This is a genomic window from Motilibacter peucedani (assembly GCF_003634695.1).
GTDB classification, from domain to species: Bacteria; Actinomycetota; Actinomycetes; order Motilibacterales; family Motilibacteraceae; genus Motilibacter; species Motilibacter peucedani.
In genome coordinates, this window is record NZ_RBWV01000009.1 from 699369 (window position 1) to 711550 (window position 12182).

14 protein-coding genes are annotated in these 12182 nt (G+C 74.0%); 8 read left to right on the forward strand and 6 right to left on the reverse strand.

All coding sequences use genetic code 11. From position 1 onward, the window contains the following. Positions 1-2 precede the first annotated feature (2 nt). Positions 3-722, reverse strand: a complete 720-nt coding sequence (locus tag CLV35_RS04765; protein ID WP_121192212.1) for an ABC transporter ATP-binding protein — start codon at positions 720-722, stop codon at positions 3-5. A gap of 175 nt (positions 723-897) precedes the next feature. Here CLV35_RS04765 and CLV35_RS04770 point away from each other — a divergent pair, with 175 nt between their 5' ends. Further along, the gene (locus tag CLV35_RS04770; protein ID WP_121192386.1) at positions 898-1347 is read left to right on the forward strand and encodes a DUF4396 domain-containing protein; all 450 of its coding nucleotides are present in this window, start codon (positions 898-900) and stop codon (positions 1345-1347) included. Position 1348: 1 nt separating this feature from the next. On the opposite strand, the gene CLV35_RS04775 is transcribed toward CLV35_RS04770, so the two are convergent. Then, the gene (locus CLV35_RS04775; RefSeq protein ID WP_121192213.1) at positions 1349-2974 is read right to left on the reverse strand and encodes a phosphodiester glycosidase family protein; all 1626 of its coding nucleotides are present in this window, start codon (positions 2972-2974) and stop codon (positions 1349-1351) included. A 58-nt stretch (positions 2975-3032) separates the two neighbouring features. Between CLV35_RS04775 and CLV35_RS04780 the strand changes: the two genes are divergently transcribed. Next, on the forward strand, positions 3033-4247 hold the full coding sequence (locus tag CLV35_RS04780) for a glycosyltransferase (RefSeq protein ID WP_121192214.1): 1215 nt from the start codon (positions 3033-3035) through the stop codon (positions 4245-4247). Between the two features lie 30 nt (positions 4248-4277). On the opposite strand, the gene CLV35_RS04785 is transcribed toward CLV35_RS04780, so the two are convergent. Further along, on the reverse strand, positions 4278-5231 hold the full coding sequence (locus tag CLV35_RS04785) for a hypothetical protein (RefSeq protein ID WP_183061686.1): 954 nt from the start codon (positions 5229-5231) through the stop codon (positions 4278-4280). A 166-nt stretch (positions 5232-5397) separates the two neighbouring features. Here CLV35_RS04785 and pyrE point away from each other — a divergent pair, with 166 nt between their 5' ends. Beyond that, positions 5398-5931, forward strand: coding sequence for an orotate phosphoribosyltransferase (gene pyrE, locus CLV35_RS04790; protein WP_121192215.1), 534 nt, complete (start codon positions 5398-5400; stop codon positions 5929-5931). A 93-nt stretch (positions 5932-6024) separates the two neighbouring features. Further along, the gene (locus CLV35_RS04795; protein ID WP_121192216.1) at positions 6025-6285 is read left to right on the forward strand and encodes a hypothetical protein; all 261 of its coding nucleotides are present in this window, start codon (positions 6025-6027) and stop codon (positions 6283-6285) included. A gap of 21 nt (positions 6286-6306) precedes the next feature. On the opposite strand, the gene CLV35_RS04800 is transcribed toward CLV35_RS04795, so the two are convergent. Together CLV35_RS04800 and CLV35_RS04805 are read right to left on the reverse strand one after the other, a co-directional pair. Beyond that, positions 6307-6972 carry a DedA family protein gene (locus CLV35_RS04800; RefSeq protein ID WP_121192217.1) on the reverse strand — a complete coding sequence of 222 codons (666 nt, stop codon included), beginning with the start codon at positions 6970-6972 and terminating at the stop codon, positions 6307-6309. Positions 6973-6981: 9 nt separating this feature from the next. Next, the gene (locus CLV35_RS04805; RefSeq protein ID WP_231121503.1) at positions 6982-7569 is read right to left on the reverse strand and encodes a DedA family protein; all 588 of its coding nucleotides are present in this window, start codon (positions 7567-7569) and stop codon (positions 6982-6984) included. A 78-nt stretch (positions 7570-7647) separates the two neighbouring features. Here CLV35_RS04805 and CLV35_RS04810 point away from each other — a divergent pair, with 78 nt between their 5' ends. The 4 genes from CLV35_RS04810 to CLV35_RS04825 all read left to right on the forward strand — a co-directional run bounded on the left by CLV35_RS04810 (position 7648) and on the right by CLV35_RS04825 (position 10492). Next, a complete protein-coding gene (locus tag CLV35_RS04810) occupies positions 7648-8289 on the forward strand; it encodes a TrmH family RNA methyltransferase (RefSeq protein ID WP_407938185.1) in 642 nt (213 codons plus the stop codon). A gap of 67 nt (positions 8290-8356) precedes the next feature. Continuing rightward, a complete protein-coding gene (locus tag CLV35_RS04815) occupies positions 8357-8590 on the forward strand; it encodes a hypothetical protein (protein ID WP_121192220.1) in 234 nt (77 codons plus the stop codon). Positions 8591-8623: 33 nt separating this feature from the next. Then, on the forward strand, positions 8624-9988 hold the full coding sequence (locus CLV35_RS04820; protein ID WP_121192221.1) for an FAD-dependent oxidoreductase: 1365 nt from the start codon (positions 8624-8626) through the stop codon (positions 9986-9988). 84 nt (positions 9989-10072) lie between these two features. Continuing rightward, a complete protein-coding gene (locus CLV35_RS04825; protein ID WP_121192222.1) occupies positions 10073-10492 on the forward strand; it encodes an MmcQ/YjbR family DNA-binding protein in 420 nt (139 codons plus the stop codon). On the opposite strand, the gene CLV35_RS04830 is transcribed toward CLV35_RS04825, so the two are convergent. Continuing rightward, entirely contained in the window at positions 10464-12095 is a 1632-nt protein-coding gene (locus CLV35_RS04830) for an esterase-like activity of phytase family protein (protein WP_121192223.1), read from the reverse strand. The genes CLV35_RS04825 and CLV35_RS04830 overlap by 29 nt on opposite strands. Positions 12096-12182: the final 87 nt, after the last annotated feature.

Below are 12182 nucleotides of genomic sequence, written 5' to 3' on the forward strand. Positions count from 1 at the left end.
GGCTAGGCCACCTGCCCTTCGACGATGCGGCCGTCGCGCATGACGACGACGTGCTGCGCCCGGGCCGCGGCCGAGGCGTCGTGGGTCACCATGACGACGGTCTGGTGCAGGTCCTCGACGAGGTTCCGCAGCAGGCGCAGCACGTCCTGCGCGCTGTGCGAGTCGAGGGCCCCGGTCGGCTCGTCCGCGAAGACGACGGCCGGCCGGGTGATGAGCGCACGGGCCACGGCGGCACGCTGCTGCTGGCCGCCGGAGAGCTCGGTCGGGCGGTGGCCGGTGCGGTCGCGCAGGCCCACGCGGTCGATGAGCTCGTCGAGCCAGGACTGGTCTGCGGTGCGCCCGGCCAGCCGCAGCGGCAGCGTGATGTTGTCGAGCAGCGAGAGCGACGGCAGCAGCTGGTAGGACTGGAAGACGAACCCGACCCGCTCGCGCCGCAGCACCGCGCGGGCGGTCTCGTCGAGGCGCTCGACCGGGCGGCCGTCGACCTCGACGGTGCCGCTGGTCGGCACGTCGAGCCCGGCGGCGATGTTCATGAGCGTGCTCTTGCCGGAGCCGGAGGGACCCATGACGGCGAGGAACGTGCCGCGTTCGACGGTGAGCGAGACCGCGTCGAGGGCGCGGACACCGCCGGGGTGGAGCTTGCTCACCTCGGTGAGCACGACCGCGGGCCGCTGCTCGGGCGGGACGCTGGTGGTGGCGGGGGTGGGCTGTCGGAGACGCATCGAAGACCTCTGGAGTGTCGGCTTCCTGGCTCCTTCGACGCTAGGCAGGTCGTTGCGCGCGCACCATGACGCCACCCGGCAGACCCGGGGTAGGGCAGTCCCCCGGGTGGGGGGTGCGGGCAGCGGGTAGGTGGCTCGTCGCAACGGGAGCGGGCACGAGGAGGATCGGGTGGAGATGCAGCACGAGCAGGGCCTCACCAGGACGGCTGTGTCGGCGACCCTGCACTGCCTGACCGGCTGTGCCGCCGGTGAAGTGCTCGGCATGGTGCTGGCGACGTGGTGGGGCTGGGGCAACGTCGCGGCCATCGTGCTGTCAGTGGTGCTGGCCTTCGTGTTCGGCTACTCCCTGAGCATCCGGCCGGTGCTCGCGTCGGGGCTGCCCTTCGGTAGGGCGCTGCGCGTCGCGCTCGCAGCCGACACCGTGTCCATCCTCAGCATGGAGGTCGTCGACAACCTGGTGATCGTCGTCGTGCCCGATGCGCTCGACGCCGGACTGGACGAGGCGCTGTTCTGGTGGTCGCTGGTGGTCTCACTCGCGATCGCGTTCGTCGTCACCGTGCCGGTGAACCGGGCGCTCATCGGGCGGGGCAAGGGGCACGCCGTGATGCACGCCTACCACCACTAGCTCAGCGAGGCAGGACGAGCAGGGCGTCGCCGACCGGCCGCTCACCGGTCGCGTCGGACGGGCTGTTGACCACCTGGCCATCCACCACGGCAGTCGTCGACCCGCCGCCGTCGAGGTTCATCGCCTCGCGCAGGCCCAGCGCCTGGGCCACCTGGGCTGTCTCGTGCAGGCTGAGCCCGAGCGACGACGTGCTGCGGCCGTCGGCGGTGACGAGCACGGTGCGCCCCTGGGCGTCGGTGCCGGCGAACGTGCGCGGGTTGCGCTTGGCCGAGAAGCCATAGAACCAGCTGGGGTCACCCGGGTGGTCGAAGCCGTCGGCGGTGGCGGTGACGTCGAGGGCACCACTGCGTACCAACATCGGTCCACCGTTGACCACTGAGGTGCCGGCGCTGTGGCGGACGACGTCACCGTCCTCGTCGAGGAGCTTCGTGGTGATGCGCAGGCGGTGGCCGACGCGCACGGCCGACCGCAGGGCGGCCACGTCGGAGCCGGTGGCCTGCACCGAGTAGCCGCCGGCCGGCAGCGACCCGCCGCGCGGCGAGCGCAGCGCCACCACCCGCTGGTGCGCGTCGAGCACCGCCTCGAGCCCCGGGCCCGCCGGCGTGGTGGCCGCGTAGCCGGAGGTGAAGGCGACGACCTCGTCGGCGTCGGTGCACGTGGTGTCGTGAAGGGGAGTGGCGGTCGGGACGCCGGCTGGGCTGAGGTCGTCAGGTGTGCCGCCGCAGTTGCGGATGAGGCCGGGTACGCGGTCGATGCCGTCGAGCGCGAGGGTCTGCTCGCCCCTCGCCGTGCCCGACCAGTGCAGCCGCTCGATGCGCGTGCCGCGCGCGTCGTCGCGCAGCACCAGCGCCGGGCGGCCGGTGATGGGCTCGCTCAGCACCTGGCCGTCGTAGACGCCGGCCCCCGCAGGGTCGCCCGGGGCGCCGGAGGCCGGGTCGAGCACGAAGTAGCCGGCGTTGGTCGCCACCGTCGCGCCGGCCGCCCGTGCCAGCGCGCTGGTCGTCTCACGGTCGTGGACGTCGGGCCCGACGGTCGCCTCGAGCCGCCCGGAGAACGTGCGCGGGTCGATCGTGACCACCTGCAGGTGCCAGGGGCCCTCGTCGGGCTGGTCACCGTCCCAGCCGGTGTAGACCGAGCTGGCGCTGGCGCCTGCAGCGAGCACCTGCGGGCGCACGAGCTCGGCGGCCTCCTTCGTGGGGAAGCTGCCGACGCGTACGCGCCAGCCGATCGTCCCGCCCGTGAAGTCGGCGAGCGCGGGGGTCGTCACGCGCTCGGCACGTGCCGGGAGCCCCGCCGCCTGCAGGCGGTCGGCGAGGGCCTGCGCCTCCGGCTGGGGGGCGAGCGCCGTCGCGGGCGCGTCGGGGTCGGTGCTGTCTGAGGGCACGGCGACCTCGAGGGTCCACGAGTCGGTGGCGCCGGGGCGCCCGCGCGTGATTGTCGTGACCGTCACGCCGGCCTGGACCGTGCGCGTGGTGCGGGTCTCCGGCAGCCCGGCGGCTCCGAGCGGCAGCCCCGACGGCGCGGCGCTGCCGGTGGGCAGGCCGGTCAGCGAGCCGACGGCGGCGCTCGACGCGACCAGCGCGACAGGAAGGGCACGGGCGAGGACTCGACGCACGCGGTTCGCCATGAGGGATGTCGTACCAGACCTGGACAAGTCGCACCAGGGTCCTAGGCTGACGGACCTGATGCGCCTGCTGATCGTCACCGCCGGTACGCGTGGCGACGTCGCGCCGTTCACCGGCCTGGGCCGCCGGCTGCAGGAGGCGGGGCACGAGGTCGCCGTCGCCGCGCACGACGTGTTCGCGGCGCTCGTGACGGGTTGCGGTCTCGAGCACCGCTCCCTCCCTGGCGATCCCGGGGAGCTCGCGCGGGCCCGTGCGGCGGCCCCCTCACCCGACGCGGCGCGCGCGGTGTTCGCGGGCTACCTCGAACAGCTGGGCGACGGCCTGGTCGAGGCGGTGTCGGCAGGCACCTCCGCGGTGCTCACCGCCTCCGGGCCTGCGCCGCTGGCGAGGACGGTCGCCGAGGCGTACGGCATCCCGAGCATCGGGACCTTCCTCCTGCCCGCCGTGCCCACGGTGGAGTTCGCACTGCCCGGCTGGCCGGAGACGGGCGACCTCGGCCCGGAGGCGAACCTGGCCGCCGGGCGCCGGCTGCTCGCCGGCGCGGACGCGCTCTTCGCCGACGTCCTGACGGGCTTGCGGAGCCGGCTCGGGCTCGCGCACGCTCCGGACAGGACCAGGGCGGCGCCGCCACCGGGATGGCCGGTGCTGCACGGCGTCAGCCCCTCGGTCGTGCCGCGCCCGCACGACTGGCCTGCGGAGGCACGTGTCACCGGCTACTGGTGGCCGGCGCGGCCGCTGGGCTGGCGACCCTCGCAAGCCCTGCAGGCGTTCGTCGACGCGGAGCCTGCACCGGTGTTCCTCGGCTTCGGCAGCATGGGCTCGGAGGCGCCCGGCCGGCTGTCCTCCCTGGTCTCGGAGGCGGTCGCGGGGGCCGGCGTCCGGGCTGTGGTGCAAGCAGGCTGCGGCGGCGTCGTCCCCAGCGGCGACGACGTGCTGCTGGTCGGCGACGTGCCGCACGACTGGCTCTTCCCGCGGATGGCGGCGGTGGTGCACCACGCCGGGGCCGGCACCACGGCGGCCGGTCTGCGGGCGGGCGTGCCGGCGGTCTGCGTACCGTTCCTGCTCGACCAGCCCTTCTGGGCCGCGCGCCTGCACCAGCTCGGCGTCGCGCCGCCCGCGCTCCCCGCAGGGGCACTGGAGGCAGGTGTGCTCGCAGCCGCGATGCGTACGGTGCTCGACGACCCGGCCTACGGCCAGCGGGCCGCTGACCTGGCGGGCCGCATCGCCGCGGAGGACGGCGCAGCCGCCGTGCTGGCGGCGGTCGAGGGGCTGTGACGAGGCGACAGTCTGCGCAGGCGCGTCCCCTCAGCCTGACGCGGGACCCGTGCCCCACTCCAGGACGCGCAGCGCCCGCAAGGTGTTCCAGCGGCTCGGTAGCCCGTCGCCGTCCTCGAGCGCGAACGGCACCGGACCGGGGTGCGTGCCCTCGAGCAGCCAGCGCCCGTCGGGCTGCTGCTTCGCGCGCACCAGCTCGAGGGCCTCGGAAGTCCGCTCGTCGGGTGGATCGCCGGCGGCGCGGAAGTGCTCCAGCCCGCGCAGGACGTCGTAGTGCCAGCGCGTCGGGAAGGAGAACTGCAGCCAGTCCGGGTCGGCCACCTCCCCGGTGCTGAGGCGTCGGGACAGCCGCCGCTCGAGCAGGTACGCCTCGGCGCGCCGCCGCGCGGCAGTGACCTCCGCGGCGCCACCGGTCGCGCGCTCGTGCTCGAGCAGTCCCTCGACCACGCAGACGGTGGTGGCGAAGGACGACCGCACCGATCCGTACTCGGCCTCGCAGTTCCACCCGCCGTCGGCGAGCTGCTCGCCGAGCAGGCGGTCGACGATGCCACCCACGTCCACCCCGAAGTAGGCGCCGACCGCCACGGTCTGGCCGTTGATGCACGGCTCGACCTCGCCGTCGAAGAAGCGCTGACCGTCGTGCTCCCACCGGCAGTTCTCCTGCACGAGCCGGACGGCCTCGCGGACCGGCTCGGCCGCCGGGTCGATGCCCAGGGTCCGCATCAGCACGAGCACCGGGTAGGTCGACGTCCACGGCTGCCCCTGCGAGAAGTCGCCGCGGAAGTCGCCGGGGAAGCAGGCGCCGCCCGCCCACAGGCCGTCGTCGTCGCGCACCGCCAGCAGCCGCGCGCCCCAGCCCTCGGTCGCCACCCGCGACCGCTCGGCCGCGACGGCGTCCGGCTCCGCGCCGCACAGGTCGCGCAGCACCTGCCAGCGGATCGCCGGGTCGGAGTCGAGCAGCCAGTCGAGCACGTCGTCGCGCACTCCGTCATCGTCGCGCACGGTGCGCGCGGCGGCAGCGTCATGTCGGTGCGAGCGGCGGTAGTACGGCGGTGGCAGCGCTCGACGCGCACGTGCGCGCTGGACGACGCGCTGAGGCTGCACCTGGCGCTGTGACGGGGCCCCGACCGCCGCACTAGGCTCGGCGCCCGTGACCGACCGCGCCGCGCTCCGCCAGCAGATCCTCGACAAGGCCGTGGTGCACGGCAAGGTCGTCCTGAGCAGCGGCAAGGAGGCCGACTACTACGTCGACCTGCGCCGCGTGACGCTCGACGCCGAGGCTGCTCCGCTGGTCGGGCGGGTGATGCTCGAGCTGACGTCCGGGCTCGAGTTCGACGCGGTCGGCGGCCTCACCCTGGGCGCCGACCCGGTCGCCACCGCCATGCTCCACGCCGCGGCTGCGCAGGGCCGTCGGCTCGACGCCTTCGTCGTGCGCAAGGCCGAGAAGCAGCACGGCCTGCAGCGCCGCATCGAGGGCCCCGACGTCGCCGGCCGCCGCGTGCTCGCCGTCGAGGACACGTCGACGACCGGCGGGTCGGTGCTCACCGCCGTCCAGGCGCTGCGCGAGGCCGGGGCCGACGTGGTCGGCGTCGCCGTCATCGTCGAGCGCGGCGCCCGACCGGCGGTCGACGCGGCGGGGCTGCCCTACCTGACCGCCTACGAGCTCCACGACCTCGGTCTCTAGCCTCGCCTCCCCGGCGCGGAAGATCGCCGGGTACGGTTCGGTGCAGGCGGCCGACCTCGTGCCGCCGCAGGCCCTTGGTGGAGGATCCTCGCGATGAGCAACTGGCTGACGACGGCGCGCGGCAACCTGGTGAACCTCGAGCAGTGCGTGAGCATCTACGTCGAGCAGGTGCCCTCCGACGGCGCCTGGGGGCTGCGGGCCGAGGTCGTCGCAGGCCCCGCCAACACGGTGCTCGGGCTGGGTCGCTTCGCTGACGAGGCCTCCGCCCGCCTGGCGCTCGACGCGGTGCGCAAGCGCGTCGCGGGGCTCACCAGCGCCCACCTCGACCTCCGCGACGAGCCCAGCAACTGGTAGCCGGCGCCGGACCGCTCGGACTCAGGCTGCGGCGCGGTCCCGCCGGGCGCGCAGCGCCTCGATGGCGATCGGGACGACCGAGAGCGCGACGATGGCGATGAGGGCCAGCTCGATGTTGTCCTTGATCCAGTCGACGTCGCCGAGCGCCCAGCCGAGGATCGTGATGCCGGCGCCCCACACGATCCCGCCCAGCGCCGAGACGGTCAGGTAGCTGCGGCGGTCCATGCGCCCGACGCCGGCCATGACGGTGATGAAGGTCCGGACGATCGGGACGAAGCGGGCGAGGAAGATGGCGCGGGTGCCGTACTTCTCGAAGAACTGGTGCGTGCGGGCCACGTGCTGCGGCTTGAACACCCGTGACTCGGGCTTGTCGAAGATGGCGGGCCCGGCGCGCCAGCCGATCGCGTAGCCGACGAAGTTCCCGGCCACCGCGGCCGCGGCCACCAGCACGCAGGCGAGCCAGAGCGGGGTCTTGATCGAGCCGCTGGCGATGAACAGCCCGGTCATGAACAGCAGCGAGTCACCGGGCAGGAAGAACCCGATGAGCAGCCCGCACTCGGCGAAGACGATGACCAGCACCGCGACGAGGGCGTAGGCGCCGAAGGACTCGACCAGCTGCTGCGGGTCCATCCAGCTCGGGCCGAGCGCGGCGGTCTGTGCGGCAGCGGTTGCTGTGGCGGCGAGCATGCACCGAGGCTACCGGCGGCGCAGCCTCATCACGGCGCCCACGACGACCGACCCGGTCACACTGGCGGCCGCGACCACGAGCGCGGCGGTCCGGATCCGGGGGTCGCCGGCCGCTGCGTACCCGAGCACGAGGAGCAGCCCGCCCCAGCTCAGGGCGCCCACGACGTTGGCCGCGAGGAACCGCGGGTAGGGCATGCGGGCCGCGCCGGCGAGGATCGGGGTGAAGGTGCGCACCCACGGGATCCATCGCGCGACCACCACCGACCACCAGCCCCACCGGGCGAAGAACGCTTCGGCGCGGGCGAGCCCACGCCCGTCGCCGTGACCGCGGGCGGCCCGGCGCTCGAGCCAGGGTCGTCCGAGCCGCCGGCCGGACGCGTACCCGACCGCGTCGCCCGCGACGGCGGCCGCGAGCACGACGGCGAGCAGCACCGGCAGCGAGAGCCGGCCCTCGTCGCCGGCGAGCAGGCCCGCGCCGAACAGCACCGTGTCGCCGGGCAGGAGGAAGCCGACGAGGAGCCCGGACTCGACGAACACCAGGCCGGCGAGCACCAGGTAGACGGCGAGCGCCCCCATGGAGCCGAGGTCCGGGGTCATCAGCTCCACCCGGCGACCCTAAGTGTCCGAACCCGTCCGCGCGCCACCTGCACGGACGTGCGCGCGCGTTCGGACACACTGGCGGGCGTGGAGGACGCGCAGCAGGTCGAGGACGAGGTCGGCGTCGGGCCGCACCCGCAGCCGTGGCCGGACGACCCACGGCTCGACCCGGAGCTGCTCGCCCACGGCGACCGGCGCAACGTCGTCGACGCCTACCGCTACTGGAGCGTCGAGGCGATCGTCGCCGACCTCGACACCCGGCGCCACGGGTTCCACGTCGCCGTCGAGAACTGGAAGCACGACCTGAACATCGGCACGGTCGTACGCACCGCGAACGCCTTCCTGGCCGCCGAGGTGCACATCGTCGGCAACCGGCGGTGGAACCGGCGCGGCGCGATGGTCACCGACCGCTATCAGCACGTGCGCCACCACCCGACCGTCGACGACCTCGTCGCGTGGGCGGCCGCCGAGGACCTGCCGCTGGTCGGCATCGACAACCTGCCCGGATCGGTGCCGCTCGAGACGGCGGAGCTCCCGCGCCGGTGCGTGCTGGTGCTCGGCCAGGAGGGGCCCGGGCTCTCGCCGGCGATGCACGAGGCGTGCGGCCTGGTCTGCTCGATCGCGATGTTCGGCTCGACGCGCTCGGTCAACGCCAGCGTCGCCGCCGCCGTCGCGATGCACACGTGGGTGCGGCGGCACGCGCTCGGGCTGCCGTCATGATCGACTCACAGGAACCTCCCAGCGAACGCTGAACCTGCTCCAAGGTGCGCTTCCTAGCCTCCCGGCCATGAGCACGACATCCTCCGAGTTCACGAAGGGTCGCGCGGCGTCGCCGTCCACCTGCAAGGGCGGCGCCCGGATGGGCAGGGCGGCCGCGGTGATCGAGGCGCGCCGCGCCGAGGACGGCCGGCACCACTACCGCGCCTACCGCTGCGGCACCTGCCTGCAGCCCAACGGCACGCCGGCCTGGCACGTCCGCCGGCTGAGCCTCTGGCGGCGGCTGCTGACCTCCGAGCGCTGAGCGCCTGCTCCGGGCCGCCCTAGGCTCGGGGTCATGAGCAACCGCGTGGTGGTGGTCGGCGCCGACGCCGCTGGCATGAGTGCCGCGTCGCAGGCCAAGCGGCTCGACCCGAGCCTGGAGGTCGTCGCGCTCGACCGGGGGGCCTACGCCTCCTACAGCGCCTGCGGCATCCCCTACTGGGTGGCGGGCGACGTCGACGACGTCGACACGCTCATCGCGCGCACGCCCGAGGAGCACCGTCGCCGCGGCATCGACCTGCGCCTGCACCACGAGGTCATGGAGCTGGACACCGCTGCGGGCGAGGTACGAGTGCGTGACCTCGAGCGCGGCGAGGACTACTCGCTCGGCTACGACTCGCTCGTGCTGGCGACCGGCGCCACGCCGCGTCGGCCCGACGTCGAGGGCATCGACGCGCCCGGGGTCTTCGGCGTCCAGACGCTCGGGGACGGTGCCGCGATCCTCGAGCACCTGCGTACCCGTGATCCGAAGCGCGCCGTGGTCCTCGGTGGTGGCTACATCGGTGTCGAGATGGCCGAGGCGATGGTGCGCCGTGGTCTGCAGGTGACCGTCGTGGACCGGTCGCCGCAGCCCATGTCGACGCTCGACCCCGACATGGGTGCGCTGGTGCGCACGGCGATGTGCGGCCTGGGCATCGAGGTGCGCACGTCGACGGTCGTACGCAGTGTCGAGACCGGCGCCGACGGCTGGGTCCGCGCCGTGGTGACCGATGACGGCGAGATCCCCGCCGACCTGGTCGTGCTCGGCACCGGCGTGCGCCCGGGGACCGACCTCGCGCGGGACGCGGGGCTGCCGCTCGGCCACTTCGGCGGGCTCTACACCGACCTGCAGATGCGCGTGCCCGGCGCCGACGGGGTCTGGGCGGCCGGTGACTGCGTCGAGTCGCTCGACCTGGTCAGCGGCAAGCGCATGCATGCAGCGCTGGGGACGCACGCCAACAAGCAGGGCCGCACGGCCGGCACCAACATCGGCGGCGGCTACGCGACCTTCCCCGGCGTCGTGGGCACCGCGGTCAGCAAGGTGTGCACGCTGCAGATCGCGCGCACGGGGTTGCGCGAGTTCGAGTGCGACGCGGTCGGCTTCCGGTGGTTCGCCGTGCACGTCGAGTCGACGACGGCCGCGGGCTACCACCCGGAGGCCGAGGACGTCACGGTCAAGCTGCTGGCCGAGCAGCGCACGGGCCGGCTGCTCGGCGCGCAGATCGTCGGCGGCGACGGTGCGGCCAAGCGCATCGACGCCTGCGCGGTCGCGCTGTGGAACCGCATGACCGTCGAGGAGATGACGGCGCTGGACCTCGGCTACGCGCCGCCGTTCTCGCCGGTGTGGGACCCCGTGCTCATCGCCGCCCGCAAGGCCGCCGACCGCCTGCGCACCTCCTAGTGTCCGAACTCGTCGGCGCTCCACCGCAGGTGGGAGCGCGACGAGTTCGGACACAACGGGTGCCCGCAGGCCTAGGGTGGGTGCATGCCGTCGTTCGCCGACGTTGCGGCCCTGGCGCTCGAGCTCCCGGGCACGGAAGAAGGCGTCCGCTACGGGCACCGGACCTGGCAGGTGGGCGGCAAGGTCTACGCGTGGGAGCGGCCGTTCAGCAAGGCCGACATCAAGCGGTTCGGGAGCACGGCCCCGCCGAGCGGACCGGTGCTCGCCGTGTCGGTGGCCGACCTCGGGGAGAAGGAGGCCGTGCTCGCCGCCGGTGACGACGCGTTCTTCACGATCCCGCACTTCGACGGGTACGCGGCGGTGCTGGTCGAGCTCGACCGCGTGGGCACGGACGCGTTGCGCGAGGCGCTCGAGGAGGCCTGGGCCTGCGTGGCGCCCGCGGAGGCCGTGGCCGCCCACCTTCGGACACACCGGGCTAGCGGCGGCGGGGGAGCGTCAGCGTGACGGTCGCCGTGCGCAGGTGCGCCGGAGGGACGGACGCCGCACCCGCGAGCCGCGTCGTGTCGACGACGAGGTACTCGCCATCGTCCTGCACGCCCGCGGTCGTCGTCTTGGGCTGCAGCACGAAGGGCGGGGTGTCGCTGACCAGACCGGAGATGCCGAAGTCGCTGTCGTTGCTGATGACCAGCGTGCGCCCGCCGTCGAGCAGGGTCACGCCCTCGACCTTGTCGTGCGCGAAGAAGCGGTAGGCCGGGTCGAGGCCGCCCAGCACCGCGTCGAGGTCGAGCGTCAGCGAGTCGGTGCCGGCCACGATGCCCGCCGCCGCCAGCTTGTCGGCGGCGGTGGCTGTCACGCCCTTGTCGCCGGCGAGCTCCTCGATCGTCCGGCCTCCCACGAGCAGGCCGCCGTGCGCGCCGTCGTAGGTCGCACCCGGCACCTGCGCGGCCGGGCCGACGTCGGTGGCGTGCGAGACGTCGACCGTGTAGAGGCGCTTGAAGCCACCGGCGGCCGGGAAGCCGCCGTCGCGCTCGTCTACCAGGAACCGGGTCGCTGACAGCGCGGTGATCTCGCTGACGGCGCCGCTGTTCTGCTTCGGGTCGTGGAGCAGGTAGAGGTACTCGTGGGTCGCGCCGGTCACCAGGCTGACCGTCACGATGCGCACGGGCACCACGTTCTTCGCCTTCTGCTCCGGCGTCTGCTGCAGGGCCGACTGCATGATGCCGACGAGCGTGCGCCCGTCCGGCGTCACCGTCAGGCCCTCCATGCCCTTGTTGGGCACCCGGCGCCGGAGCTCGGACGGCAGCGTGCCCGCGAAGGGCGAGAGCCGCTCGAGCGCGCGCCCGTCCGCGTCGAAGTGGGTGATGTAGGGGCCGTACTCGTCCGACACCCAGAAGGTGCCGTCGGCGAGGGCCACCAGGCCCTCGGGGTCGTAGCCGTCGGGGCTCTTCGCCAGCACGGCTCCGGACAGGTCCGTGATGGTCTCGCCGGTGTCGGCCTCGGTGCTCACCCGCCCGTCGTAGCCGACGCCGTCGGCGGTCGTCAGCGGGATCACCCGCTCGAGCCGGGCCTCGCCCTTGGTGAAGCGGAAACGGCCGATGGCGGGCACGAACGAGGGCAGCGGCTCGACCTTGCTGCCGTCCGGCCCGTCGACGTTCGGGCCCCGGTCGGTGAGGCCGTAGAACTCGTCGGTCGTCCCGGGCACGCGCGTGAGGGACGAGCCGTACGCGCCGCCCGAGATCGCGACCCCGTCGACCGCCGCCAGCGGCGGGAGGTCGGTGCTGTAGAGCGACACGGCGTCGCTGACGGTGTAGGTGAAGCTGTCCGTGCCCGTCGCGCCCGGCACCGGCGTGTAGACGAAGGAGCCGTCCCGCTGCAGGTGCAGGGAGCCCTTGGTGGGCCCGGTGTGCGCGGTGATGGTGAGCGGTGCGCCCGTGTCGTTGCGCAGCACGCCCTTCGCGCGGTCGACGTTGATGCGGTGGTCGTGGCGGACGACGTACGCGTCGGCGGAGGCGTGCAGGCCGGCCGCCGGAGCGGCCGAGGCGCCGGGCACCGCGGCGGCCGCGCAGCACAGGCCGGCCACGGGCAGCACGACGAGGCTCTTCTTCATGAGGGCTCTTCTCGCTCGGGTGTGCGGCACGGGTCGCCGCGCGAGCGGATCTTCCGGGACGGCGGTTCACGACCGGAGGACGCGACG

Excerpts from the sequence above, each read along its gene's own strand:
- CLV35_RS04805 (WP_231121503.1), bottom strand. The coding sequence starts at position 7,569 with ATGACCCCGGACCTCGGCTCCATGGGGGCGCTCGCCGTCTACCTGGTG.
- CLV35_RS04775 (WP_121192213.1), bottom strand. The coding sequence starts at position 2,974 with ATGGCGAACCGCGTGCGTCGAGTCCTCGCCCGTGCCCTTCCTGTCGCG.
- CLV35_RS04830 (WP_121192223.1), bottom strand. The coding sequence starts at position 12,095 with ATGAAGAAGAGCCTCGTCGTGCTGCCCGTGGCCGGCCTGTGCTGCGCG.
- CLV35_RS04800 (WP_121192217.1), bottom strand. The coding sequence starts at position 6,972 with ATGCTCGCCGCCACAGCAACCGCTGCCGCACAGACCGCCGCGCTCGGC.
- CLV35_RS04795 (WP_121192216.1), top strand. The coding sequence starts at position 6,025 with ATGAGCAACTGGCTGACGACGGCGCGCGGCAACCTGGTGAACCTCGAG.
- CLV35_RS04770 (WP_121192386.1), top strand. The coding sequence starts at position 898 with ATGCAGCACGAGCAGGGCCTCACCAGGACGGCTGTGTCGGCGACCCTG.
- CLV35_RS04780 (WP_121192214.1), top strand. The coding sequence starts at position 3,033 with ATGCGCCTGCTGATCGTCACCGCCGGTACGCGTGGCGACGTCGCGCCG.
- CLV35_RS04815 (WP_121192220.1), top strand. The coding sequence starts at position 8,357 with ATGAGCACGACATCCTCCGAGTTCACGAAGGGTCGCGCGGCGTCGCCG.
- CLV35_RS04765 (WP_121192212.1), bottom strand. The coding sequence starts at position 722 with ATGCGTCTCCGACAGCCCACCCCCGCCACCACCAGCGTCCCGCCCGAG.
- CLV35_RS04820 (WP_121192221.1), top strand. The coding sequence starts at position 8,624 with ATGAGCAACCGCGTGGTGGTGGTCGGCGCCGACGCCGCTGGCATGAGT.
- CLV35_RS04825 (WP_121192222.1), top strand. The coding sequence starts at position 10,073 with ATGCCGTCGTTCGCCGACGTTGCGGCCCTGGCGCTCGAGCTCCCGGGC.